The organism is Spirosoma sp. KCTC 42546 (assembly GCF_006965485.1).
Taxonomy (GTDB): Bacteria; Bacteroidota; Bacteroidia; order Cytophagales; family Spirosomataceae; genus Spirosoma.
Genome location: NZ_CP041360.1, coordinates 473,629 through 499,420, shown reverse-complemented (window position 1 = coordinate 499,420; position 25,792 = coordinate 473,629). Strand labels below are relative to the sequence as shown.

General features: G+C 46.2%; 18 protein-coding genes and 1 pseudogene. 11 read left to right on the top strand and 8 right to left on the bottom strand.

What is annotated here, in order from left to right:
- Positions 1–835: 835 nt before the first annotated feature.
- Positions 836–1,642, top strand: coding sequence for a sensor histidine kinase (locus EXU85_RS02130; RefSeq protein WP_142770491.1), 807 nt, complete (start codon positions 836–838; stop codon positions 1,640–1,642).
- Positions 1,643–1,705: 63 nt separating this feature from the next.
- Positions 1,706–2,365, top strand: a complete 660-nt coding sequence (locus tag EXU85_RS02125; RefSeq protein WP_142770490.1) for a response regulator transcription factor — start codon at positions 1,706–1,708, stop codon at positions 2,363–2,365.
- 59 nt (positions 2,366–2,424) lie between these two features.
- Here EXU85_RS02125 and EXU85_RS02120 read toward each other — a convergent pair whose 3' ends face one another.
- Complete coding sequence (locus tag EXU85_RS02120) at positions 2,425–3,213, bottom strand: SDR family oxidoreductase (RefSeq protein WP_142770489.1); 789 nt, start codon at positions 3,211–3,213, stop codon at positions 2,425–2,427.
- Positions 3,214–3,439: 226 nt separating this feature from the next.
- On the opposite strand from EXU85_RS02120, the gene EXU85_RS02115 reads away from it, so the two are divergent.
- From EXU85_RS02115 to EXU85_RS02100, 4 genes and pseudogenes are all read left to right on the top strand, one after another.
- Positions 3,440–4,021, top strand: a complete 582-nt coding sequence (locus EXU85_RS02115) for a LemA family protein (RefSeq protein ID WP_142770488.1) — start codon at positions 3,440–3,442, stop codon at positions 4,019–4,021.
- Between the two features lie 75 nt (positions 4,022–4,096).
- Positions 4,097–4,525: a TPM domain-containing protein gene (locus tag EXU85_RS02110; protein ID WP_142770487.1), complete on the top strand. Its 429-nt coding sequence runs from the start codon at positions 4,097–4,099 to the stop codon at positions 4,523–4,525.
- Between the two features lie 7 nt (positions 4,526–4,532).
- Positions 4,533–5,368 (top strand): annotated as a pseudogene (locus EXU85_RS02105) (YgcG family protein).
- A gap of 116 nt (positions 5,369–5,484) precedes the next feature.
- On the top strand, positions 5,485–7,827 hold the full coding sequence (locus tag EXU85_RS02100) for a carbohydrate binding family 9 domain-containing protein (protein WP_142770485.1): 2,343 nt from the start codon (positions 5,485–5,487) through the stop codon (positions 7,825–7,827).
- A gap of 128 nt (positions 7,828–7,955) precedes the next feature.
- Here the strand turns inward: EXU85_RS02100 and lpcA are convergent, their stop codons facing one another.
- Together lpcA and EXU85_RS02090 are read right to left on the bottom strand one after the other, a co-directional pair.
- The gene (lpcA, locus tag EXU85_RS02095) at positions 7,956–8,528 is read right to left on the bottom strand and encodes a D-sedoheptulose 7-phosphate isomerase (RefSeq protein WP_142770484.1); all 573 of its coding nucleotides are present in this window, start codon (positions 8,526–8,528) and stop codon (positions 7,956–7,958) included.
- 19 nt (positions 8,529–8,547) lie between these two features.
- Positions 8,548–10,341, bottom strand: coding sequence for a hypothetical protein (locus EXU85_RS02090; protein WP_142770483.1), 1,794 nt, complete (start codon positions 10,339–10,341; stop codon positions 8,548–8,550).
- A 134-nt stretch (positions 10,342–10,475) separates the two neighbouring features.
- Between EXU85_RS02090 and upp the strand changes: the two genes are divergently transcribed.
- The gene (gene upp / locus EXU85_RS02085) at positions 10,476–11,123 is read left to right on the top strand and encodes a uracil phosphoribosyltransferase (RefSeq protein ID WP_142770482.1); all 648 of its coding nucleotides are present in this window, start codon (positions 10,476–10,478) and stop codon (positions 11,121–11,123) included.
- Positions 11,124–11,203: 80 nt separating this feature from the next.
- Here the strand turns inward: upp and EXU85_RS02080 are convergent, their stop codons facing one another.
- The 4 genes from EXU85_RS02080 to cysM form a co-directional block, all read right to left on the bottom strand.
- Entirely contained in the window at positions 11,204–11,845 is a 642-nt protein-coding gene (locus tag EXU85_RS02080; protein ID WP_142770481.1) for an outer membrane lipoprotein carrier protein LolA, read from the bottom strand.
- Positions 11,846–11,940: 95 nt separating this feature from the next.
- Positions 11,941–14,514, bottom strand: coding sequence for a DNA translocase FtsK (locus EXU85_RS02075; RefSeq protein WP_142770480.1), 2,574 nt, complete (start codon positions 14,512–14,514; stop codon positions 11,941–11,943).
- Positions 14,515–14,652: 138 nt separating this feature from the next.
- The gene (locus EXU85_RS02070) at positions 14,653–15,711 is read right to left on the bottom strand and encodes a quinone-dependent dihydroorotate dehydrogenase (protein WP_142770479.1); all 1,059 of its coding nucleotides are present in this window, start codon (positions 15,709–15,711) and stop codon (positions 14,653–14,655) included.
- 52 nt (positions 15,712–15,763) lie between these two features.
- Positions 15,764–16,636 carry a cysteine synthase CysM gene (gene cysM, locus EXU85_RS02065; protein ID WP_142770478.1) on the bottom strand — a complete coding sequence of 291 codons (873 nt, stop codon included), beginning with the start codon at positions 16,634–16,636 and terminating at the stop codon, positions 15,764–15,766.
- 278 nt (positions 16,637–16,914) lie between these two features.
- Here cysM and EXU85_RS02060 point away from each other — a divergent pair, with 278 nt between their 5' ends.
- A complete protein-coding gene (locus EXU85_RS02060) occupies positions 16,915–17,367 on the top strand; it encodes a LytTR family DNA-binding domain-containing protein (protein ID WP_142770477.1) in 453 nt (150 codons plus the stop codon).
- A 99-nt stretch (positions 17,368–17,466) separates the two neighbouring features.
- Here the strand turns inward: EXU85_RS02060 and EXU85_RS02055 are convergent, their stop codons facing one another.
- A complete protein-coding gene (locus tag EXU85_RS02055) occupies positions 17,467–19,170 on the bottom strand; it encodes an AMP-binding protein (RefSeq protein ID WP_142770476.1) in 1,704 nt (567 codons plus the stop codon).
- 936 nt (positions 19,171–20,106) lie between these two features.
- On the opposite strand from EXU85_RS02055, the gene EXU85_RS02050 reads away from it, so the two are divergent.
- From EXU85_RS02050 to EXU85_RS02040, 3 genes are all read left to right on the top strand, one after another.
- Entirely contained in the window at positions 20,107–21,141 is a 1,035-nt protein-coding gene (locus EXU85_RS02050; RefSeq protein WP_142770475.1) for a LacI family DNA-binding transcriptional regulator, read from the top strand.
- A gap of 54 nt (positions 21,142–21,195) precedes the next feature.
- Positions 21,196–22,440, top strand: a complete 1,245-nt coding sequence (locus EXU85_RS02045) for a mandelate racemase/muconate lactonizing enzyme family protein (protein WP_142770474.1) — start codon at positions 21,196–21,198, stop codon at positions 22,438–22,440.
- Between the two features lie 102 nt (positions 22,441–22,542).
- Positions 22,543–25,677 (top strand): SusC/RagA family TonB-linked outer membrane protein, encoded by a 3,135-nt coding sequence (locus EXU85_RS02040; protein ID WP_142770473.1) that lies wholly within the window; start codon positions 22,543–22,545, stop codon positions 25,675–25,677.
- Positions 25,678–25,792 lie beyond the last annotated feature (115 nt).

The following is a 25,792-nucleotide window of genomic DNA, read 5'->3' as shown; positions in this document are numbered from 1 at the left end:
TTATGTTTGAGAGGCTACTACTATTATGCGAAAAATATCCTTTAGATTTTATCGCATATTTAAGTAGTGGCCTACCCATTATTTTTGGATTATTTCGTTATAAATACCTCTCATTAACGTCAAAACTTATTATTATATTCTTTCTATGTTATTTTACTATTGAAGCATTTGGCACTTGGCTATCCATTTTAAAAAAGAATAATTTATACTTACAAAATATTGAAATAGCGGTAAATATAGTAATATTACTAGCCTTCGGGCTTTCATGTTTTCAATCTATTCGCTGGAAACAGATTTCATCTATTTTAGCAGTTTTTTGTCTACTCATCAGCCTTGTAACTTACCAGAGTAATGCAGTCTCCTCAGTAAGTTTATCTATTTTTCGGTTATATGCATTATTTTTTTGCTTGTCATACTTCAATAAAATTTTGACTGATGTTAGGGTAAAAAACATATTACTTCATACGCTATTCTGGTTTACGACAGGCTTACTTATCTATTCAGCAGGTACCTTTTTTATTATGCTGTTTAGTGAATATTGGTATAAAGATGAAAATAAAGTTTCTGCTGAAGTATTTGATAGATATTGGAATGCAAACCAGTTACTATTTATTTTCTTCAGTGTACTATCCGCGTATGGGCTTTGGGTTAGTAAATACGATCAGGAGAACCTGATTTAGCAACGCTTAAAGGTGATAAAAATAGTTAATAACCTACTTTCCTGAAATACGCCCTTAAACGGTACCGATAACTAAATCGCACATATAACCCATTGACATTCAGACCTAAATTAATCAATTTTGCTTCATTCTGATTGCGCGTAAACAAATTTCCAATGGACGCTGGTTTTGTAATTGCTGTAGGTACGGCCGTACTATTGATGATGGCGGTGTTCATCATCATTTTCGTGGCCTATTACCAGCAAAAGCAGGCTAAACAGCAGTTGGCTTTTAAAGAATTACAGGCCCAGCATCGACGGGATTTGATGGCAGCCACGTTCCGAGGGCAGGAAGAAGAGCGCAAACGGCTTGCCGAAGATATGCACGATGGGATTGGTACCATGTTGTCAATCACCAAAATGAGCCTGAATCAGTTAGAACAGCAGTTGGGTGGCGAGGTAAAGGTTGGGTTTCAGTTTCAGAAAACCCGCTCCATGATCGACGAAACCATGACCAATGTCCGGCGCATTAGCCGTAATCTGGTGCCAACAACGCTCGAGCGATTTGGCCTGCTGGCGGCCCTCGAAGAATTAACTGACCGGGCTACAGATAGCGAAACGGAAGTTCAATTAATTTATCCCGAATCTGATCTACACTTCCCGCCCACGCTTGACCTAATGCTGTACCGGATTGCTCAGGAATTGATCAATAATGCAATCCGGCATGCTCGCGCCAGGCATATTGTTGTTCAGGTCTTTACCTTCGAAAAAGAGATTCGGTTATCGGTAATGGATGATGGGGTGGGCTTTGACTTCGATGCTGTCATGGAAAACAAACAGGGAGGATTGGGGCTTCGCAATATTGAGAGCCGACTGAATGTCGTGAACGGACACGTGACGTTCGATGTAGCGCCCGGTCGTGGTTCACAGATTCATGTGCAGGTTCATCTGCATGATGCACAGCCTGTTGATTTAATGAGTTAATTTGTTTGCCGAATGGTCAATTTATACGACTCATACGGCAACAGGTGCTAACTCTTCTCCTCTATGCGAAAAATTAAACTGGCCCTCTGCGACGACCATACTTTATTTCGTGTCGGAATGGCCACCATTCTTGGCCAGATTCATGATTTCGAATTGATTCTGGAAGCAGGCAATGGACAGGAACTCATCGAGAAAATTCCCCGAAAAATGCCTGATGTAGTGCTCCTTGACCTGCAAATGCCGGTTATGGATGGCACCGCTACGGCCGACTTCCTACGTGAAAATTATCCACTCATTAAAATAGTGGTGTTAACCATGCACGATGAAGATAGGATGGTATTACACCTCTTAGAAAAAGGGGTTAGCGGCTATCTGCTTAAAGATGCGGAAGCAGGAGAGGTTGAAAAAGCCATTCGAAAAGTGATCGATGAGGGCGTTTACCTGAATGAGTTTGTCTCGAAAGCGATGCTTCGTAAAATGACAAACAAACCTAATGCGACGAAACCGGTCAATGCCTTTTACAACAGTAAAATTTTACTTTCAGAACGCGAGAAAGAGGTGCTAATGCTGATTTGTGAAGGTCTTTCGACCAATGAAATCAGCGAGAAAATATTCCTCAGTCCCCGTACCGTTGAAGGGCATCGCCTACGGATTCTAGAAAAAACCGGCACAAAAAATACGGCTGGTATGGTTGCTTACGCGTTCAAGAATAACTTAGTTTAAATGTCGATAGTCGCAGTCATTCGTGTATCAAAATACTACTGACTGACGGCTATCGACTCCTATAGACTTCCCGTTTTTCCGCCATCTACCGGAACATTGATGCCATTGATTGATGCAGCAGCGGGTGTGCACAGAAAAGCAACAGCGGCCGCTACTTCTTCAGGGGTAACAAACCGCCCGGTCGGAATTTCACTTTCCATCTGAATAGCCACTTCTGCCTTTGATTTACCAGATGTTTTGGACCTCATTGCCAGAACGGCCTCTAAACGCCCTGTTTGTGTATAACCAGGCAATACGTTATTAACGGTAATACCAAAGCGGGCTATTTCCAACGATAAGGTTTTCGCCCATTGAGCTACGGCTCCGCGGATGGTATTCGAGACGCCTAATCCGACAATTGGCTGCTTAACCGAAGTGGAGATAATATTGACGATACGCCCATAGCCTGCTTGTTTCATGGCAGGAACAACAGCCTGAACCAACGTCTGGTTGTTGAGCAGATGATTATGAAACGTTTGCACAAACTCGTCAGCTTTAGCATCAATTAGTGGCCCACCAGCCGGTCCTCCTGTATTATTAATGAGAATATGCATCTCGGGAAATACGGCCAAATACTCGGCAATAGCTTTTGCCACGGCACCCGGTTGGCTAAAATCGGCTACAATATACCGATGCACCTGGCCCTTCCCGGTATTTAACTCGGTCAGGGTTTTCTTTAATGTTTCCTCATTACGAGCTACTAAGACAACAGTAGCACCCAGGAGAGCCAGTTCTATAGCAGTAGCACGGCCAATTCCCTGCGTGCTCCCACAAACAAGGGCAGTTTTATCAGTTAGGTCAAGATTCATAGGACAAACAAATTTCGTAATTCAATGTATGTTTCTCTGGGGCTACTCTGGTAAAAACGCCTAAATGGCGACAATAGCTTAGACCAACGTCATTTTAAAGCTACCAGTCATCCATACAAACGAGGAGCAAAGATGTGAAAAACACCGCTAACGTAGTTTTACATAAACAAATTAGTAGTTTTGACCAACTTTGAGTCCAACAATAACCTTTGCATTTCAACATACCATGTCAAAATCGTTAATTATCGTGGTGGTTCTTGCCCTTATTTTGGGCATGTATGGCTGTAGCTCATATAACGGCCTGGTTCAGAATGACACCGTTGTACAAGAAAAATGGGCACAGGTTCAGACCCAATATCAACGTCGATCTGATCTGATCCCAAACCTTGTTCGGACGGTTCAGGGCGCGGCTAATTTTGAGAAAAGCACCTTAACAGCTGTTATTCAGGCACGGGCTAATGCAACGGGAATTAACCTGAATGCTGACCAGTTGACTCCTGAAAACATTAAGAAATTCCAGGCAGCTCAAGATCAATTAAGTGGTTCGCTATCTCGATTACTGGCGGTAGCCGAAAATTACCCGCAGCTAAAAGCAACGCAGAATTTTTCGGAGTTACAGGCACAACTGGAAGGTACAGAAAACCGTATTTCAGTAGCCCGGAATGATTTTAACGGGGCGGTGAGAGTTTACAACCAATCCGTACGCTCGTTCCCGAACAATATATTTGCCGGGATTTTTGGATTCCCAGTGAAAGGCTTCTTCGAGGCTTCACAAGCTGCCCAGAGCGCGCCAACGGTACAGTTTTAATGTAAAATGAACAATGAATAATGTATAATGGCAGTCATTTCCATTATACATTATTCGTTATACATTACTTAGTTCATGAACCCCTTCACCCCTGACGAGCAGCAGCGCATTATCGAAGCGATCCGACAAGCCGAAAAAGCGACATCGGGCGAAATTCGGGTGCACGTTGAAGCACATTGTGCGAACCCTGACCCTGTACAACGGGCTATTGAGGTGTTTGCCCAATTGGGGATGCATCAGACTAAGGATCAGAACGGAGTGCTCTTTTACCTCGCTTATACTGACCGAAAATTTGCTGTATTAGGTGATACAGGCATTGATGCCAAAGTGCCTGCCGACTTTTGGGAAAGCACCAAAGACCTTCTTCGTAGTTATTTTGCGAATGGAGCCTATGCCGAAGGGCTGAGCCGGGGAATTGAACGGGCCGGGCAACAGTTAAAACAGTATTTCCCCTACGCCAGCGACGACACTAACGAACTTGCTGACGATATTTCGTTTGACTGATACTGCCGTGAACGTACTCTCTTTCGTTACTACACTTTCCCGAATTTTCCGTCTTGGATTAATCGTATTTCTGTTAAGCACGTCTGTCAATTTACAGGCTCAGGATACCGCAACCGATAGTGGGGCCAACACGGCCATTCCTGATAAGCCTAATCCACCCCGATTGGTGAATGATTTTGTGGGTATTTTGAGCAGTACGGAGCGCTCGCAGTTAGAACAGAAGCTTCGCGCTTACAATGACTCAACGTCAACCCAGATTACTATTATTATTGTTAAAACAACGGAACCCTACCCTATTGGCGATTTCGCCTTTCAGGTAGGCCGGAAATGGGGCGTTGGCCAAAAGGATAAAAACAATGGATTAGTGCTTGCCTGGGCTACCCAAACGCGCAAACTATTCATTGCTCCAGGCTATGGCCTAGAAGGTGCTATACCCGATGCTATTGCCAAGCGAATCATCACAAACACGATTGTTCCTGCGTTTAAACAGGAACAGTATTTCAAAGGGTTAGACGACGCTACAACCGAGATTATTCAACGGGCCAAAGGAGAGTACAAGGGTGAACCAGACTCGACTAGTGGCGAAGGCGATGGTGGTAGTGGCATTTTCATTGCACTCATCATCTTTATTATTATCATCTTCATTATATCACGCCGGAACCGGGGCGGTGGTAGCAATCGCAATCGGGGGGGCGGCTGGGGAGGTCCCGTATTCTTCCCAACTTCGGGCTGGGGTAGTTCAGGCGGTGGCGGCTGGAGTAGCGGTGGAGGTAGTAGTGGCGGTGGTTTCGGCGGCTTTGGCGGTGGCAGTTTCGGGGGGGGGGTGCTGGAGGAGATTATTAAATCCGGTTTGTCTTTCGCTTACTCGCCGATAAACGCGCTGAATAGGCCGTTCAACGAAAAAATGACGTTGCTCTAATCCAATCCTACTTATTTTGGATTAGTAAGCTACTCCATTTATGTTGCCCCTTCTAGTTCGTTATTGCCTACTTCTAGCAGTTCTCCCTTTTTATTCATTCGCACAAACCAACCTGACAGTACCAAATACGGCACAATCAGATGTTGTTCGGCCAGATACAACGCGCGAAGACCCAGTTCTACAGGAGCAGATCATTACAAGTCAGTCTGTCATTTTCACGCCATCCAAAAAGCGTAGAGTTATTCAGGCTGTTGAAATAAGTGATAAGCTCAAAATTGACGGTCGGCTGGACGAGCTAGATTGGCAACGGGCTAAACCGATAAGTCGGTTTGTGCAGGTTGATCCCAAACAGGGTATGGCCGCCAATTTCGATACAGATATTCGGGTACTATTCAATCGCCATTTCCTCTATATCGCAGCTACTAATTACGACTCATTAGGGCGAAAAGGAATCCGAACGCCAAATTTTAAGCGGGATTTTTCGGCAATGGCGCACGATCAGTTTGGGGTAGTCATAGACGGTTTCAACGATCAGCGGAATGCGATGACGTTTGCCACCAATCCGTATGGCACCCAGCGCGACCTACTTTCCTTTGACGATTTACTGAACGATATAGATTGGGACGGCTTCTGGAAGGTTCGTACCAGCCGCACAGATTCAGGCTGGATTGCCGAAATGCAGATTCCCTGGCAAACGCTCCGTTATGTTCGCTCGGCAGATTCTACGCAGTCGTGGGGAATTAATTTCTTTCGCAGACGACGCTATTCTAATGAATTATCAGCCTGGTCACCCTACCCGAGAGCGTTTACATCGAGTCGTGTGGCTTATGCAGGCTTGATTACAGGCTTAAAACCACCTCCGCCTTCGCCTAACATTCGCATCCAGCCTTTTGTATTAGTTAGTGACGATCGGTATAATGGTACCGAAGTGGGTTATGGACAAAAGGCAACGCTTAAACTGGGTGGCGATGCAAAATGGGCAATCAACCCAAATACGGTTCTCGATCTAACCCTGAATACCGATTTCGCGCAGGCGGATGTGGATCGTCAGGTGAATAACCTTACCCGCTTTTCGGTACTGTTTCCCGAACGACGCGCTTTCTTTCTGGAAAATGCCAGTCTATTTGGTGTTGGTTTACCCGGCAATAAAGACACAGGCGAAGGAGGGAGCATGGTGATTCAGCCTTTTTTTAGCCGAACGATTGGCCTGGCAACCCTCCCCGATGGCACCAGTACACCAGTGCCTATCGACGCTGGGGCACGATTGGTTTACCGCTCACTTAACCGAAATTACGGGGGTATGCTGGTTCGGCAACGGGGCATTCCTGGTAGCCCAACAACCGATTTTTTCGTCGGGCGATATAGTGAAAACGTTGGTCGCCAGAACCGTATTGGTGGTTTAGTCACCCTGAAAAACGTACACGCTATTGATAGTCTCGGTAGTCGGCAAAATGGCACGATCGCGCTCGATGGCTTTTTTCGTCTGAATCAGACATTGGCCTACAGTGCTATGGTCATGGGTACATTCGACTCAAAAGGTAGTGACCAGGGGGCGTCGGCTTACAGTCAGCTCTTCTACCGGACAAATCAAATCGTAGCCTGGTGGACGCAATCTGTAGTAACCCGGAATTTCAACCCAGCTATGGGTTTTGTTGCCCGCACTGATGTGATTGCTACCACGCCAGGCGTCTATCTGGTTAACCGGAGCAAATGGTTGCCCAAATGGGTACGTAATTTTGAGCCAGGTGCCTTTCTGGAACTCTATCACAAAGCCTCCACGGGTTATTTGCAGGAAGCTAATTATAACTTCAATCCCATTTGGCTGACGTTTCAAAACGGTGGTAGCCTAGGCCTGTTTGTGAATCCAACATTCCAGCGGTTGGATGATGGTGATTATCGCCCGTTGGGACTACCCATTGCATCCGGCAAGTATCGCTATACGCGTTACCAGCTTATGTTCAGTAGCGACCCATCGAAAAAGGTGTCATTCCAGTTAAATGGCGAAACCGGACGGTATTACGATGGAACCCTAAATTACGCCCGAGGCTCCATGGTCCTCGCTCCTATTCCACACATGGCATTTACGGTGAGTGGCGAGTTAAATGATTTCAGGAATGTAGGCCAGTATACAGGCACAATTGGTCTGTACAGCGTTGAGAGCCGTATGGCCGTGAATCCACGTCTACAACTGATCAGCTTTTTCCAGCGCAACACGTTCACCGATAAAAACATCTGGAATATCCGGTTGGCCTGGGAATTCCAGCCGCTTTCGTTCCTTTACATCGTTTATAACAATGGAACCTATGCGGGTTCTATCCGAGCTACAGACCGCCAGCAGGAGCAACACACCATCGGAAAGTTATCGTATCTGAAGCAATTCTAAACCGCACGGGCGGCCCCGCGGGATTTTTATGATTTTACTGACTGACTATGATTTCTGTTTAGGCTTTCTTTGAAAGCAAATACATAATAAAAATCATAGTCAGTCAGTAAAATCATAAAAATCCCGGTTCAGATAACCTGTTTTTCAATGAGCAGAATAAACAGGTGAATGACCTTAATATGAATCTCCTGAATACGGTCGGCGTAGCCGAAGTGCGGCACCCGAATTTCGACGTCGGCTTTCCCGGCGAGTTTACCGCCGTCTTTTCCCGTTAGCAAAATCACCTTCATACCCTTTTCACGAGCAGCCTCAACGGCGCGAATAATATTCCCCGAATTACCGCTTGTACTGAGGCCTAATAGCACATCACCTTGATTTCCTAAGCCTTCGATAAAGCGCGAAAACACAAAATCGTAACCAAAATCGTTGCTCACACAGGAAAGATGGCTCACATCCGAAATAGCAATGGCTGCCAGTGACCGGCGATTATCGCGATAACGGCCCGAGAGCTCTTCTGCAAAGTGCATAGCGTCGCAGTGGGAGCCCCCATTGCCGCAGGAAATAATTTTACGGCCGTTCTTAAGAGCATCGGCCATAACTTTAGCCGCCTGTTCAATGGCTGAAAGTTGTTCGGGGCTACTCAGAAAGGTGTCCAGGACTGACTGAGCTTCGGTCAGTTCCTGGCGAATAAGATCCAACATGGAATAAGTTTATGACGGTTTAAAAAACCCAGTTGCGGTACGGTAAATTCCAGCGAAGGGCAAAGCTACCCACTTGTTCGGTATAACTATCGGGGCGGTATTGGCTATCCTGGAATCGGTAAAGCAAACGACCTTCTAAAAATACGTTGTGCCGAATCATATAAGATGCCCGCACATCAGCATAAGTAATTATTGTTTTACGGCCCTGGCCAATAAAATTTCCCTCATTACGAATCCGGAATGTATAGTCTTTCAGTATGTTGCCACCATAGTTAATATCAGGCGTAGGATCGGCACCGTACATCATTATCCCTGCAATGCCGTTAATAGACAATCGCTTCTGCTGATACCGGACAATACCCAGACCTTCCATAAAATTGCCGCCCAGCGGATGTGCCAGTGGCTGGCTATAATGTGCATAATTGGTTTGACCCGCACTCACGGTAGCCGATGATTCGTGGGAATAGGTAAATGGGCGGGCTAAATTAAATTCAGCTTGTAAATCCAGATTCGGTACGTTGAACGCATCAATATATTTGGCCCCTACTTGTAAGGCAAACTTATTGGTCCAGTCTCCTTTGCCTGCCAGTAAGGGCTTAAGCCGAAACTCATCCAGCATAAACTGGCTATAGACCAAAAAATGAGACAAGAAGTTTGCTTTAAAGTCAAGACCAATAAATGCGTTGTCGCTGCTACCCAGGCTCGACTCGACATAACGATAGAGAATAATTGGATTTAAGTAGCTAAGATCCAGTCGATCCCGGCTAAATACTTCAGACTCAAATACCCCAACATTAACGTGATCGCTAATGTTAATGCTCAGATGGTGCATAGCCGCAAACTTGGGCGGAATTAACTTATCATCCTGAGGCCTTGGCGCCTGCGTATTTTGCAAGGACGTAAACAGATTTGTGTACTGAATTTTACTCCCTAAGCGTGTTGTCAGTTTCAGAAATAAATACGGTGGACTGTTGTCGGACAGTAACAGCGACCGAAAACCATTACCAAAGAAATTTCGGTCATGGCCAAACTGGATATTAATGACTTTGAGTGCATTTAGTGTAATGTACCCACGAGCAGACAGGAAATCGACACCATTCGAGCGAAATTGTTTCACAAATCCTTCACCTGGTGCCGTAAACGATGTATCGCCCACAGCGCTATAGGTCTGGCCATACGTCTGTCCATATCGCTGAATGTACTCGGGATAAATAGCCTGATTATCGGAAAAGAACGTATAAAAGCCTAACTTCTTCCCAATAGTTCCTCGCACTTCCAGGCCTCGTGTATTGACAAATAAAGTCTGCTTGTTGTTCGTCCGAATGTCTGTTGAGCTGGATGTAATATCTGCACCTGCACCAACGTAAAACACCGGATTTACATGCAAATCAATATCGGGTGTCTGCAAACTATAGAAATCTGCTTTTTTCTGGTAAAAGTATTTCAGGAAAGGTTTACGGCTATCACCAACAGACATGGGTGCCCTCAAATGCCGGGTAAAAGGGTCTCTCCGAGCTGTATCATTGGGGGATACCCATTCCCAACTGTCATTACGTAGATAGTCGATTGTAAAGTAGTCGGTATCTGATAAGCCGCGGCCAGGGTGATCAATTATGCTGTCGGTTAACTGAATGATACTCTGGCGGTTATACGGCTTTACAGAACTATGAAACCCCTCCGCCCAACTGTTTTGGCGAATTTCCAGCCGATCAATCAGGTGATAATAATCTGTATTGAGTGGCACAAATGGGCTTTGAGCCCGAACACTTAACGAAAGGAAAAGAAAACAGAAAACGTAAACGTTGCTGCGCATGTAACTTACTGGCTGTTGGCCCTGATAGGCTGATTATATAACCGATTGGACCCAATGAGCCGCTTAAATTAGACAATTGGTTTGGATATACGCCAACCTTGGGGCTAATTTACGCCGAAAGAAGCCCACAAACTATGTTTGTTTTTGCCCAGCAGCCCTCGTTAGCCAATCAGTTCATCGCCGAACTCAGAGATGTTTCCATTCAACAGGATCGCTTGCGGTTTCGCCGAAATCTGGAACGACTCGGTGAATTGATGGCGTATGAAATCTCAAAAAAGCTGCACTACCAGAATATTGATGTGCAGACTCCACTTGGCATTTCCAGTACGCAAGTCCTTCGACAACAACCAGTTCTGGCTACTATCCTCCGTGCTGGACTCCCGTTTCATCAGGGATTTGCAAATTACTTTGACCAGGCAGAGAACGCGTTTGCGGGAGCGTATCGAGGCAGTTCGTCATCCGAGAATGAAGAATTTGAAATTGCGATGGACTACATCGTCAGCCCCGATCTAAGTGGAAAAGTCCTGATTCTGTGCGATCCTATGCTGGCTACGGGCCGTTCGCTCGAAAAAGTGTACCACGCTCTGTTGCGTTATGGAATTCCGGCTCAAACGCATATTGCGGCCGTCATTGCCAGCCCAGAAGGCGTTCGTTATGTGCAGCAACAATTACCCCAGTGCCATCTTTGGCTGGGAGCCGTTGACGATCACCTTAACGAACATTTTTATATCGTTCCGGGTCTGGGCGATTCGGGCGATTTATCGTTTGGAGCAAAAGTTTAGTAAGTGAAATAGGTGGAGTGAGTGTAATAAGTTGAAAACCTACTACACTCACTCCACCTATTTCACTTACTATACTCAGATTACCTTAAGTCTACAACTTCAACGCCCGGGTACTTCGATTTATCAAAAACGAAATATGAATCGGGGGTATTCACATTAGGGGTGAACTTCGTGATTGTATACGAAGTCTTTTTACCATCCTTGTTAATGATCAGCCAATTACGAACTGATTTATCTACTTTGTCAACCGAAATTTGTATCGTTGCAATAGGGCTCTTGGGCCGATTGGGTGTTAGTTCAATCACTTCCAGTGTGCGACCACCCTGTTTTTGTTCTTTTAAGAACTTGTAATCGAAACCACGTTTATAAATCGTATAGATCTGGGTCGGGTTCAATTCGCCATTACCACTGGCATCATAGTCCTGTACATTTACTTCGTTGGATTCTTTGATGTAGGTTGACATCACTTTGCCATCCGTAAATACCTCCTGACCACCCAACACTAGTCTAAACTTTTCGTTCTTAACCGTTAAATCACCCTTGTAGGATTCTTTTGCTCCTGCTCCGGCACTTGTGTAAGTAAACGCTGCCTGATAGGATTTTAACGATTTGTATTGTTTGCTCATCGCATCCAGAATACCCTGTGCGCGTTTGTCTTTCTGAGCTAAGGCTGGTAGGACTACTAAGAAAGCCAGACTCAGCATCAATGCTATTTTTTTCATTTTTATAGGTGTTACTCCTCTCTTCAGGTTATTGTATAGTACTTAGACGGGAATTTTAAGCGAAAAGTTTAATAGTTACGCGATCTAGTTCACAACTAGTCTCCTTTAAGTCTTTTTAAGATTTCTTCTAACGTTTGTAAATCCTGAACAAGTACGTCCCGGGCTTTACTACCCTCAAATGCGCCCACAATTTTAGCAGCCTCCAATTGGTCAATCAGGCGTCCAGCGCGATTATAGCCGAGTTTGAGCTTACGTTGAATCAGGGACGTGCTGCCTTGCTGGTGAATAACAATCAACCGGGCAGCCTCATCGAACATTGGGTCCCGATTATCGAGATCCACATCTTTTTCGTCGTTCTGTCCGCCCTCATCGCCAACAAACTCAGGAAGTGCGTAAGCATCATCATAACCACGCTGGTTGCCTACATATTCGCAGAGATCTTCAATCTCGTTCGTATCAACAAAAGGGCACTGTAGCCGGATAATTTCCGAGTTCGATGAGAGCAGCATGTCGCCCATACCTACTAACTGTTCCGCTCCACCCGTATCTAAAATAGTGCGTGAGTCTATTTTTGACGTTACTTTAAACGACAAACGAGCGGGGAAGTTGGCCTTGATTAGCCCCGTAATCACGTTTACCGATGGCCGTTGCGTAGCTACAACCAGGTGAATACCAATAGCCCGTGCTAACTGAGCCAAGCGGGCAATGGGCTGTTCAACTTCTTTACCTGCCGTCATCATCAAGTCGGCTAACTCATCAACGATCAGGACGATGTATGGCAGAAAGCGGTGGCCTTTTTCGGGATTGAGCCGACGTTTTACAAACTTGGCGTTGTATTCTTTCAGATTCCGGCAACCCGCATCTTTCAGCAGATTATAACGGTTATCCATTTCAATACAAAGCGAATTCAGCGTGTTGACAACCTTCTTGGTATCGGTAATAATAGGCTCCTCGGCATCGGGCAGTTTTGCCAGGAAATGCCGCTCCAGCTTGTTAAAGAGCGTTAGTTCAACCTTTTTAGGGTCAACCAGAACGAGTTTCAACTGCGAGGGGTGCTTCTTATAGATCAGTGAAGTAAGGAGCACATTCAACCCAACGGACTTACCCTGCCCAGTTGCCCCAGCCATAAGCAAGTGGGGCATTTTGGCAAGATCGGCCACATAAATCTCATTCGATATGGTTTTACCCAGCACGATTGGCAGGTCGAATTTACTGCTACTGAAAGCCTCACTCGAAATCATCGACCGCATTGATACCATCTCGCGGTTCTTATTCGGTACCTCAATACCAATGGTTCCCATGCCGGGCATCGGGGCAATAATACGAATACCCAAAGCCGATAAGCTTAAGGCAATATCGTCTTCCAGACTCTTAATCTTGGAAATCCGAACGCCTTTGGCCGGTATAATCTCATACAGCGTGACCGTAGGTCCAATAGACGCCTGAATGGAGTCGATTTCAATACCGAAATTCCGCAGCGTATTTTCGATTTTCTCTTTGTTAGCCGTCAGTTCGTCATCCGAAACCTGTGCTTTTCGGCTATTCTGATACTCGGTCAGCAGGTCGTTGGTTGGGTACTGGTATTGCGGCAGGTCAAGAGTAGGATCATACAGACCATGCACGGCAACTAAGTCATCATCGTCAAAAGGGTCTGGTTCAAACGTGGGAGCTGGTGTAGCACTGAGTTCTTCATCATCAACTTGATCGTCTGGTATGACATCCCGATTTTTGATGGTCAGTGTAACACCGGTTGTTTTTGGCGTATTCTCGGCAACTGGTGTTTGCGGGATCGTATCCGCATCGACCTCATGGTTGTTTACGAACGAATTAACTGGTTCGATTGTCGCATTCGGTATGGACTCTTCTGCCATTTCCTGATCTTCGAACTCGTTATCTTCATTCTGCTCAAACTCACTCTCCTCATAGGTTTGCAATGGGTTATCAGAGCGTCTCCGAGTTTGAGGGCGAACCGGCCTCGAAAAACTCGGCATTTTTATATGCTGGATATCGAAGAAATAGACAACAAACAAGAACAATAGAAAGCTGATGAAGGCCAAATTTCCCCAGCCAAACAGGCTATAAAGTGCAGCGTTCAGTTCGTAGCCAATACCTCCACACCAGATACTGGCCGTTTCGGCTGAGTCTGTTACCAATACGATATAGCCTAGAATAAGACTACACCAGACAGCAGCGAATAACAAAGCTGTAGTTGTTCGACTTAAAGGCAGCAACTCAATTTTAAACGTCAGTTTGTAACCCGCCAGGAATACAATGATCGGCAAGGCAAGCGCCCCTACCCCAAACCAACGGAACACAAACGCGTGAGCGATATAAGCGCCAACTAACCCAACCCAATTTCGGGTTTCGGTAGCCGATTCGGCCAATGGCTCCGAGAAAGCAGCCCCCACCACGCTCTGGTCGGCAGGACCATTGAGCAAGTAGGATATAAAAGCGACCATCAAGCCAATTGCAATAACCATCATTAAAACGCCGAGTGTCAGGGTCGAACGCTGGTCCGTAAACCACCGGTCGAGCGCAGCTCCCCAGTTAAATGAAGGCCCCTGAGAACGGCCAGCCGGTTTACCATTCGGTATGCGCGGACGAGGTTCATTCTTGTCGGTGGTTCGTCGGAGCGTATTCTGGCGTGGAGATGTCGTTGGCTGTGCCATTTGCGTTGGGTTAAAGCTATCGCAGTAGGGTAAATTTCCCACTTTTTAACGAAAAAGCGTGTAGTGTCGCAAAATATTGCGATTCCTTATTGAATGGGAGACTTATAAAGGGAGGGCCCAGCGGATAGTATGTAATGTTTACTTTTGCAAACTACTCCCTATTAGTGCTTTATTGATACGCTTAGCCAAACCTGGGCCTTCGTAAATAAAACTGGTATAAACCTGCACCAAGCTGGCACCGGCCTGTAGTTTCTCCTGAGCATCCTCGGCCGAAGCAATACCACCAACACCAATAATAGGGAATGTACCCCCCGATTGCTGATGCAAATACCGAATCACCTCAGTAGATCGCTCACGCAAGGGTTGCCCACTCACTCCACCCGCACCAATCTGCTCAACATCCGCCGGACTTGTTCTCAAACCAGCGCGGCTGATGGTTGTATTAGTCGCAATGACGCCTGCAATGCCTGTTTCTGCTACAATGGAGATAATATCATCTAACTGCCCATTCGTCAGATCAGGTGCTATTTTTAGCAGAATTGGTTTAGGTGCGGTACGTTGATGATTTTCCTGCTGAAGAGCGGTTAGCAATTTTGTGAGCGGTTCGCGTTCCTGCAAATCACGTAAGCCAGGGGTATTTGGCGAACTAACGTTCACTACGAAATAATCGACAGTATCGAATAACTCCCGGAAACTAAGCAGGTAATCCGTCAATGCACTTTCATTGGGCGTATCTTTATTTTTGCCAATATTACCCCCAACAATCACTTGCCTATTTCCCCGATTTCGGGAAAAGTGCCGAAGTCGTTCAGCCGCCGGACCAACTCCTTTATTGTTAAATCCCATTCGGTTTATTAACCCGCCATCAGCTTTCAAACGAAACAAACGGGGGCGGTCGTTACCCGGCTGGGGGCGCGGAGTTACCGTTCCAATCTCCACAAACCCAAATCCGAGATCACTTAACTCACTCACTAAGTCGGCATTTTTATCGAAGCCAGCCGCCATGCCTATTGGGTTCGGAAATGTCAGGCCAAAAACGGTTCGGTTTAAACGTTTGTCCTCCAGAACGTATAGTTTTCGGCAAATAGCCGATATTCCTGGAATCGCCAGTGCTAGTTTGAGTAAAGTCGTAACGGTATGGTGAATGGTTTCGGCGTCGAAACGAAACAAGATCGGTAGGATAATGCGCTTGTACATACCCGCAAAAATACGCCTATAAACCTAAACGGCTTTCAAAAATTGGTTAGGTTTACCCAAATAAGTCCGATGATAAATACCGATCTCCCCGGTCACAGATGATGCAAACGATTAGGCCCGACTCTAGTTCCTGCGCCAGTTGACTAGCTGCATGAACGGCACCTCCGCTGCTCATACCCGCAAAAACGCCTTCAACGCTGGCTAATTTGCGCGTCATCAAGGTGGCTTCATCTGCGGATACTTCCATGACCCGATCGACACGCTGGGGTTCAAAAATTTTGGGCAAATAGGCTTCTGGCCATTTCCGGATTCCCGGAATTGAGGAGCCATCCGTAGGCTGGCATCCTACAATCTGTACGGCGGGATTTTGTTCTTTCAGATAGCGTGAAGTACCCATAATTGTGCCCGTAGTACCCATTGATGAAACGAAATGGGTGATTTCTCCATCGGTATCGCGCCAGATTTCGGGGCCTGTGGTGCGATAATGAGCCAAATAGTTGTCAGGATTACCAAACTGATTGAGCATCAGAAAGCCCCCTTTCCCTACCTGTTCTTCAGCATAGTCGCGGGCATTTTCAATCGTCTCTGTCAGGGTGACTGTTGCACCAAAGGCTTCCATCGTCAAGACCCGCTCACGCGTTGAGTTCGCAGGCATCACTAACTCGATTTCGATGTCATACAACCGCGCAATCATGGCTAAAGCAATGCCGGTATTGCCGCTGGTTGCTTCAATCAACTTCATTCCCGGTTTGAGATCTCCTCTGGTTAGAGCACCCTGAATCATGCTGACCGCAGCCCGGTCCTTCACACTACCGCCAGGATTATTACCTTCAAGTTTACCGTATAATTTAACCTTAGGATTTGGATTCAGGCGGTTCAACTCAACCAATGGGGTATTACCGACTAAATCAAGCAGGGTTGCCATGCTGATTCTTATGAGACTGGTTCTGCAATTGTGAAGGCGAAAGTGACTTAATAAGTTCGTTAGACCCGTTATTATGCGTTAATCAAGCCTAGATTTCACCTATTGCTTTAAGCCACCGATACGAGTTTCAGGAACAATGTTTTTGTACAAAAATAAATTTTAATCTTCCTAATTGCTTGATACTGAATTTTGTGTAAACTTGCTAGAGCAGAAGCATACTAACTGATCTTTCTTGATTAAGTTATTTACGGCTCGTTTATTCACACCACCAATCTAGTATGAAAACACCTTTATTGGCCAAACCACTTACGAATGTGTATGTTGAGCAAATTGCCCCACAATTTGCGCTGCCTGATTTAACCCTCCCCTTCTGGGGATGTCGTAAGAAAATGCCTATGCATCGTATTGTGCGGTTAGAGGGGGAAGGAAACTATACCTTATTTCACTTTGCCGATGGCAGCCAGTTAATGGTATCGCTCACGTTAAAGAAAATGGAGAGCCGCCTGTCACCAAAAGTATTTGTGCGACCTCACAAAAAAAACATTATCAATCTGCTGTATATAGAAGCTCTCCATCCAGAGCACCAACAACTCAGCGTAAGCCTGGTCAATGGAGACTTAATAGAAGTATCGCGCCGGAAAGCCAGCCGGTTTATCAAACAGGTAAAAGGATTTCAACAAGAGCTACTCATACTCGAAGCTAAACCCGCCCAATCCCTGTTAGCAGCTTAATTTGGTTTTTGGTGAAGTAAGTGGAGTGGGCGTAATAGGTGAAAGTAGTCTTCCTCACTTGACCTATTACACCCACTCCACTTACTTCACCAAAAACATTTATTTCTTCAACTTCGCCAGTTCTTCGTCACGAAGGGGTTTACGCAGGATTTTACCTACGTTCGACTTAGGCAACTCCGTCCGGAACTCAATAACGCGGGGCACTTTGTAGGGAGTTAGATTCTCGCGGCAGAATTCTTTGATAGCCTCAGTAGTGAGATTTAGATCTTTCTTTACGACAAAAATTTTGACTACTTCTGTCGATTTTTCGTCGGGAACACCTATACAGGCTACTTCCAGCACACCTGGACACTGGGCTACAACATCCTCAATTTCGTTCGGGTACACATTGAAGCCCGATACCAAGATCATATCCTTTTTTCGGTCAACGATCTTAAAGAACCCGTCTTCGTTCATCACACCAACATCGCCGGTTTTAAACCAATCACCCATCATAGACTGGGCCGTTTCCTCAGGGCGATTATAATATCCCTTAAATACCTGCGGGCCTCTAGCCACAATCTCACCGGCTTCACCGATGGGCGCATCAGTACCATCTTCGCGAATAATTTTCATCTCCGTACTGGGCCAGGGAATACCAATCGTTCCAACACGCACGGTACCATCAATAGGGTTTGAGCACAGTACCGGCGACGTTTCAGTAAGTCCATAGCCCTCGCAGGGCGTATTCCCCGTAAGTTTAGCCCAACGTTCGGCCACCGATGTTTGCAGGGCCATACCTCCAGCCGAGGTAACTTTCAGATGGCTAAAATCGACTTCACCAATGCGTGGGTTGTTAAGTAGGCCATTATAAAGGGTATTGACCCCCGTAAAGGCCGTAATTTTATATTTTTTCAGATCGTCAATGAATGTATTCATATCGCGGGGATTGGTAATGAGCAGGTTCATATCCCCGCTTTTCAAAGCCGCTAATGCGTTCGTTGTCAAGGCGTATACATGATAAAGAGGCAATGCAGCCACAATGATGCCTTCACCTTCGGGTACACCACCTGGCTTCATCCAGTAGTGCTGCCCTTCTACGTTGGATATGATGTTCCGATGGGTCAGCATAGCCCCTTTCGAAACGCCTGTTGTGCCACCCGTATACTGAACAAACGCCAGATCCGTATTCTGAATGGCTACTGGCTTAAAGGGCTGCGTACGTCCCCGGCTCAAGGCATCATTGAACGATATAGCTTCAGGCAGCTTATAAGCAGGCACCAGTTTTTTGACATACTTAACCACGGCATTGACGATCTGCTTTTTGGGAAAGCCCAGCAAATCGCCCAACTGTGTGATTACAACATGCTGAATGTCTGTACGGTCTATGATTTTTTCCAGATTACTGGCAAAATTGGACAGTATCACAATGGCTTTTGCGCCCGAGTCTTTGAACTGGTGCTGCATTTCTCGGGGGGTATAAAGCGGGTTCGTATTGACTACGGCCAAACCTGCCCGCAAAGCACCAAACATAGCTACTGGATATTGTAGCGTATTGGGCATCTGGATAGCCAGTCTATCCCCTTTCTGGAGGCCCAGATCATTTTGCAAAAACGATGCAAACTGAGCGGATAGCATCTCTAATTCACCAAATGTGATCTGTTTACCCATGCATGCATAAGCAGGGCGATCCGTAAATCGACGACAACCCTCTTCTAAAAGGGCAGCCAATGATGGGTAAGCATCCGGATTAATTTCTTCCGGGACTCCTTTGGGATAAAAGCGTCTCCAGGGATATAGGCTTAGGGTTGATTTCGTATTCATGTAGAAATGCTGGTTTGAAAGCAAATGTACTTCGCTTTTGTGGTTAGGTAGACTGGCAATTTGTACGTGGTTATTTTACTACCACTATCGGCTACATTGGGTTGATAATCTCCAACAGCAGACTACGATTTACCCGCACCTTGGTATTAAGTAAATGGACAATGTAAAATGAATAATGGTTAATGCAGCTAGCATCTACTCTGATTACCAAGCTAATTTTCATCGGTCATTATTCATTTTACATTATCCATTCGCTTATAACGCTAACTGGTCTGGCAATTAAGTTATTGCCAACAATCCTTGATGCGTACAACAAAACTAAGGAAATTGTTCAATTCTGTTCAGAACCTCTCTAACCTTTTTGCCATTGACACAAAAAAGCCGGAACCATAAGTCCCGGCTTTTTTTATTGACCACTTGTACACCTATTTGACCACTTAAATAACAGTGGTTATTGAGTGCAACATTGGTGTAATGAATGCGTCATTAAGTTGACGCTCGTAAGCGTTTAAGTTAAGAAAAGAATGCACAAACGCCGGAACTGTGATGAGTCCGGCGTTTTTTGTTCTCTGGAACCCTGTGTGCAATATAACTACTATTTTATTAAGAAACAGCGGCAGAGCTAATTATGTCACCAGTGAGATACAACTATCTATTGGGTTAAAGTGCTCGTTTTGCAGATCCTATGCGTCTTAAGATTCCCTAAACACGAATGATCAGACAATCAGCGCCAATCGAAGGTGAATTGGAGAAACTCAGGCGAGCGGTTATCCTGAATTAGAAGAAGCTTGCATGAAATGCTCTAGTACTCATTCATAAAAAAAAACAAAAAAAATCACTTATCGTACAATACTTAATCGTTTAAGCTTATATTTGGCGTATTAAAAAGCAATTAATCGTAGTGTACAATCTAAAAAATAAACGCTGCAACTCCAGGTGAGTAAAAAGAAAGTTTCGTTAAAAGATATTGCTCAGAAAGCACAGGTTTCGACAGCGTTAGTCTCCTACGTGCTGAATGGGAAGGAGAAAGAAAGTCGGGTTGGTGAGGAGATCGCGGGTAAAATCAGGCAGATCGCGGCTGAATTAAATTATCAGCCTAATTATCTGGCCAAGAGTTTGCGAAGCGGCAAAACCCAAACAATTGGCCTGATTATCGCGGATATATCGAACCCTTTCTTTGCCAACATTGCCCGGATTGTAGAAGACGAAGCAAAGCAAAATGGATACACCGTTATTATTGGCAGTTCGGACGAGAACGCCGATAAATCCCGGGACTTACTGGATGTACTGATAACACGACAGGTAGACGGCTTCATTGTTGTTTCTGCCGAAGGCTCCTCGGAGCAGGTATTGATGTTGAAAGAGAAGCATATTCCGTTTGTGTTGCTGGACCGGTACTTCCCCGACATTCAATCGGATTTTGTTTCCACCGATCACTATAAAGCCGCCTATGATGGAACAGATCACTTGATTTCCAATGGCTATAAACGGATTGGGATGATTGCCTACGAATCCGATATGTATCACATGCAGGAACGCATACGTGGGTATCGGGATGCCTTGCAAGACAATGAACTACCATTTATAAACGAGTGGCTGAAAAAAATTCGCATTAATCACATTGAGCAGGAAGTAAGAGTTGCCATCAACGAGCTAACCACCGTTACTCAACCCGTTGATGCCCTGCTTTTTGCTACTTATGGGCTGGCGATCAACGGCTTAAAGTACCTCAATGAATTAAGCCTGAAAGTACCCGATGATCTGGCCATTGTTAGTTTTGGACAGGCCGAAGCATTTGACCTTTACTATTGCCCAATTACCTATCTCAAACAACCGATAGGGCTTCTAGGGAAAACGGCGGTTACGTTATTAGTTAAAAAAATGAAAGATCATCTCAATGAACCCACGCAGGTACTTATGACAGCAGAATTGGTAAGCAGAGCCTCTTCAAAACAAAAAAACAAGAATTGATAGTTTATTTACCTATTTGCTTAAACGATTAAGCAACCTATTTATCCCTTATCTATGCAACGAAGACATTTTCTCAAATCAGCCCTTGTCAGTTCAGCATCCGTATGGGCTGGCTTACCCCTAAGCCAAGCTTTAGCAGCACCCCCTAAATTAAAGATTACCAAAATCCGGTATTACGCGGCACCGGGCTACAACAAGCCCCTCTTCAATCAGGCACGTGGTATCGTCGAAATCGAAACCGATGGGGGCATCATCGGCATTGGCGAAGGAGGTTCCAAAGACATGATCGAGCAGTGCGCTCAGATGATGATTGGCGAAAACCCCTTCCGCATCGAACACATCTGGCAGAACCTTTACCGAGGTATGTTTTATCCACCGGGCCGCGAAAAACTCCATGCACAAGGGGCCTTAGACATGGCTCTATGGGATCTAAAAGGCAAGGCACTGGGTGTTCCTGTGTATGAACTGCTGGGCGGGGCCACGCGTGAGTATGTCGAATGTTATGCCACCGGATTTCGGGCATCGAAGGCCAAAACTGAAGAGGAACGGGCTCGCGATTGTATTGAAGCCGGTTTACGAGCCTATCGGATTGGCCCAACGGGTGGCAATGGTGAACAACCCTTTGATTTTTATGACAACGCCAAGAAAACGATTGAGTTGTGTAAACGAATCGACGCAGCTGTAGGCGGTGGTGGCAAATGGGCTATTGACCTGCATACCCGATTTGATACGACCGAGGGGATCAAAATCTGCAAAGCTCTCGAAAACCTGGAACCGTATTTCGTAGAAGACATTGTACGCTCAGAAAACCCGGACGTATACAAAACGGTACGAGCCATGACCAACGTACCCATTGCCGTTGGGGAGCAGTTTGGCGACCGCTGGGATAGCAATACATTCATTGAGCAGCACCTGATCGATTACACCCGCTTCACCCTCCCCAATACGGGTGGCATTTCCGAATTCAAGAAGCTGGCTTCTATGTGTGAGACTCATTATGTGGGTATGATTCCGCACTTCACTGGGCCACTGGCCACCGCTACACTGGTTCATGTGCTGGGTTCCAGCAGCCCCATGCGCTGCCTGATGGAATTGGGTGGCGGTGAACCCGAGCGTCCTGCTTATTTCAACGAAGACCTGGTCAACTTCAAAAATGGCAAATTATATCTAAATCCTGAACCGGGTTTAGGTGTAAAGTTCGACCCGAAGAAGGCCACATTCCTGATGGAAATTACAGCCAATACGAAGTTCCCGCACCCGGTGTTGAAGGCCCCTGATGGGTCAATTCATAACTGGTAATTGATGCTTTGGATTCTCGGGCGTGTCTGAGAATCCAAAGCATCTCCAGAATCACATTTGTTCCTGCCCTTTTGAGTGTCCTTTCTTAAACTTTCCTTAATCATGAAAAAACCTGTAAACCTGTTTCTGCTATGGCTGCTGCTTTACAGTAGCTGTGGCTTTGCACAAACCAATAGCGTAACCGGTAAAGTGACCGGCCCGGATAACCAGGGGCTGCCTGGTGTCAACGTAGTGGTAGGGGGTACATCGGTGGGTACAACTACAGATGCCTCAGGTAACTATACGATCAATGCGCCTGCCACTGCGTCGCTGATTTTCTCCTATATCAGCTACATAAGTCAAACGGTTCCCGTTAACAATCGCTCTATCATCAATGTACAATTAGCAGAAGATGCTAAAGCCATCGACGAAGTGATTGTTACGGCACTTGGCATCAAACGCGAAGCCAAAACGCTGGGCTATGCAACAGCCACCGTCAACGCCGAACAGATTTCCGTGAACCGTACCCCCAACTTTGTGAGCGGTCTTCAGGGAAAAATGGCGGGTGTCAATATTACCACGATGGGAACGGGGCCCGCCGGAACGGCCAAGATTCGTATTCGCGGGCAGTCGTCGTTTAGCGGACAGAATAACCCACTGATTGTAGTGAATGGCGTGCCCATCGATAACTCCAACTATTCCCTCGGGGGCGATTTTGGCTCTCGTGCTGCCAACAGTTCAGACGGGGGCGATGGGCTAAGCAGTATCAATCCCGACGATATTGAAACCATGACCGTACTGAAAGGAGCCACAGCAGCAGCCCTTTATGGCTCACGGGCTAAAGATGGTGTGGTGATGATTACCACCAAAAGCCGGGGCGCAGGTAAAGGGTTTGGCGTTACCTATAATACAAACCTCACCACCGATACACCACTGGACTTCACCGACTTTCAGTATGAATACGGGCAGGGAGAAGGCGGCATACGGCCCACCACCACCCGGCCAACATCTGGAGTATGGAGTTTCGGTGAGAAATTTCAGCCGGGCATGACGCAGGTCTTGTTCGACAACAAGACCTACCCGTATGAGCCTGTTTATAATCGGGTGAAACAGTTCTACCGCGTAGGCACCAACTTTACCAATACGGTAACCGTAGCCAATAATGGCCAGAACGGCGGCTTCAGCCTATCCTTTGGCAATACTGACAACCGGGGGATTATGGAGAACAATACCTTCAATCGGAAAGTGATTAACCTGGGCTTTAGCCAGAATATCACCAGCAAGCTGACCGCTTCTGGAAATATCAACTACTCCAAAGAGAACAACATTAACCCACCCCAACTGAACACCCAGGATTTCTCCGTCTCGACGGTGGTTTTCACGCTCGCCAACTCTATGCCGTTTCAAGCCCTACGGGATAATCAGACCGAGGCCAACGGCGATGAGTTCGTGTTCTCGCGCTTTCTGGTCCGGAACAACCCGTACTATTCCATGAGCCATCATTTTGAGAATATCCGGCGCGACCGGCTTTTCGGCAATATTGCCCTTAAATATCAGTTTACTGACTGGCTTTATTTACAGGCAAGGATCGCTCAGGATTATTACATCCGCAATCAGGATTATAACATACCTAATGGCTATGCCCCCATTGCCAAAGCCCCGGTTGGCTACGTAAATGGCTCCTATACCCAGGATGTTCGCCAGAATACCGAACGGAATCTTGACTTTATTCTGGGTGCCAATAAAACGTTTGGGAAGATTGGTGTCGATATAACCTTGGGTGGAAACGCCCGGTATGCCCGCAATGATTACAACAGCGTAACGGTGCAGGATTTCGTAACGCCGGGTCTGTATACGGTAGCCAACGGCCGGATCAAAAACCCGATTTACGCCCTCGCCGAAAAGAATATCAACTCCCTGTTTGGAGCCGCTACGATCTCTTACAAGGATTACCTCTTCCTGAATGTAACGGCCCGGAACGACTGGTTTTCAACCCTGGCACCGTCTAACCGAAGTATTTTGTACCCATCCGTAACAGGTAGTTTCGTATTCTCGCAGGCCTACAAGAATCTACCCGAGTGGATTACCTTCGGCAAATTACGAGCGGCCTATGCACAGGTGGGCTCAGACAATGTTGACCCCTACTCCAACGCACTCTACTACGCGGTTGATAATAATTCATTTCCTAACCCGTCGGGACAACTTGTACCCGTGGGTGGTATCAACGCAACCGTAGTTCCAAACAAAAACCTACGTCCACTCCGCATTCAGGAAGCCGAGGTGGGTCTGGAGTTAAAGCTGTTTAATAATAAAGTCGGCTTTGATTTTACCTATTACCATAAAACAACCGACGACCAGATTCTGGCGGCTCAAATTTCCGATGCCTCGTCCTACACCAGCAAACTGATCAACGTAGGCCGGAGTATGAACCAGGGGCTGGAGATGTTACTGACATTTTCGCCTGTTGTTACACCAGCATTCCGCTGGGATGTTAGCGCCAACGCATCGTATAATACTTCCAAGGTTCTGCGCTTAGGGTTATCGCCCAATGATACCGTCATTACCGTAAGCAGCGGTGGCGGCCGGACGCTGAATCAGGTGGTTGGTAAGCCCATTGGGCAGTTGTATACGTTCACCTACCTGCGCGATGCCCAGGGACGTCAGGTATTCGACCAAAATAGCGGAATGCCACTTCGTAATAATACGCTGAAGAACGTGGGCAACGCCCTACCCACTTACTTCGGAGGTATCACCAATACGTTCACCTACCGGGGCCTGTCGCTTTCGGTACTGATTGATTTCAAACTGGGCCACAAAATGATTGCGGGCCGGAACATAAACTACATGCGCCACGGCCTGTCGAAACGGACGCTACCGGGCCGGGATGTGGGCTATGTAATTGGCAACGGCGTTAATCCGAACGGAGAAATCAACAAGACCAAGGCCGCTGTCCAACCCTTCTATGAATCTATTAACCCATTGGGTATCAACGAAGATTTTGTTTTCAATGCGGGCTTCTGGAAACTACGGCAGCTTTCGTTAGGCTATGATTTCGGCAAGCTACTTCCAGCCGGTCTGTTCATCAAAGGCCTGAAACTGAATGCGGTAGCCAACAACGTGCTGGTCATTAAGAAATGGACCGAAAACATGGACCCAGAAGAAGCACTGGTCTCGTCCGACAATGGTGTAGGGCTGGATTTCTGGCCAGGGTTGCCACCTACTCGTAGCATCGGATTCAACCTGAACGTTCGGTTCTAATTCATGGTCATTGCTCGTCATGAATAGGCAATAGCCGTCATTCTTCGCATGCGCGATCAATGGCACTATCTGACAGCGAATGACAATCAATGACTCGTTAAACCTAAAAAGAAAT

Bases quoted from the DNA above. Each gene is read 5' to 3' on its own strand.
- EXU85_RS02130 (WP_142770491.1), top strand. From the start codon at position 836: ATGGACGCTGGTTTTGTAATTGCTGTAGGTACGGCCGTACTATTGATG.
- EXU85_RS02125 (WP_142770490.1), top strand. From the start codon at position 1,706: ATGCGAAAAATTAAACTGGCCCTCTGCGACGACCATACTTTATTTCGT.
- EXU85_RS02120 (WP_142770489.1), bottom strand. From the start codon at position 3,213: ATGAATCTTGACCTAACTGATAAAACTGCCCTTGTTTGTGGGAGCACG.
- EXU85_RS02115 (WP_142770488.1), top strand. From the start codon at position 3,440: ATGTCAAAATCGTTAATTATCGTGGTGGTTCTTGCCCTTATTTTGGGC.
- EXU85_RS02110 (WP_142770487.1), top strand. From the start codon at position 4,097: ATGAACCCCTTCACCCCTGACGAGCAGCAGCGCATTATCGAAGCGATC.
- EXU85_RS02100 (WP_142770485.1), top strand. From the start codon at position 5,485: ATGTTGCCCCTTCTAGTTCGTTATTGCCTACTTCTAGCAGTTCTCCCT.
- lpcA (WP_142770484.1), bottom strand. From the start codon at position 8,528: ATGTTGGATCTTATTCGCCAGGAACTGACCGAAGCTCAGTCAGTCCTG.
- EXU85_RS02090 (WP_142770483.1), bottom strand. From the start codon at position 10,341: ATGCGCAGCAACGTTTACGTTTTCTGTTTTCTTTTCCTTTCGTTAAGT.
- upp (WP_142770482.1), top strand. From the start codon at position 10,476: ATGTTTGTTTTTGCCCAGCAGCCCTCGTTAGCCAATCAGTTCATCGCC.
- EXU85_RS02080 (WP_142770481.1), bottom strand. From the start codon at position 11,845: ATGAAAAAAATAGCATTGATGCTGAGTCTGGCTTTCTTAGTAGTCCTA.
- EXU85_RS02075 (WP_142770480.1), bottom strand. From the start codon at position 14,514: ATGGCACAGCCAACGACATCTCCACGCCAGAATACGCTCCGACGAACC.
- EXU85_RS02070 (WP_142770479.1), bottom strand. From the start codon at position 15,711: ATGTACAAGCGCATTATCCTACCGATCTTGTTTCGTTTCGACGCCGAA.
- cysM (WP_142770478.1), bottom strand. From the start codon at position 16,636: ATGGCAACCCTGCTTGATTTAGTCGGTAATACCCCATTGGTTGAGTTG.
- EXU85_RS02060 (WP_142770477.1), top strand. From the start codon at position 16,915: ATGAAAACACCTTTATTGGCCAAACCACTTACGAATGTGTATGTTGAG.
- EXU85_RS02055 (WP_142770476.1), bottom strand. From the start codon at position 19,170: ATGAATACGAAATCAACCCTAAGCCTATATCCCTGGAGACGCTTTTAT.
- EXU85_RS02045 (WP_142770474.1), top strand. From the start codon at position 21,196: ATGCAACGAAGACATTTTCTCAAATCAGCCCTTGTCAGTTCAGCATCC.
- EXU85_RS02040 (WP_142770473.1), top strand. From the start codon at position 22,543: ATGAAAAAACCTGTAAACCTGTTTCTGCTATGGCTGCTGCTTTACAGT.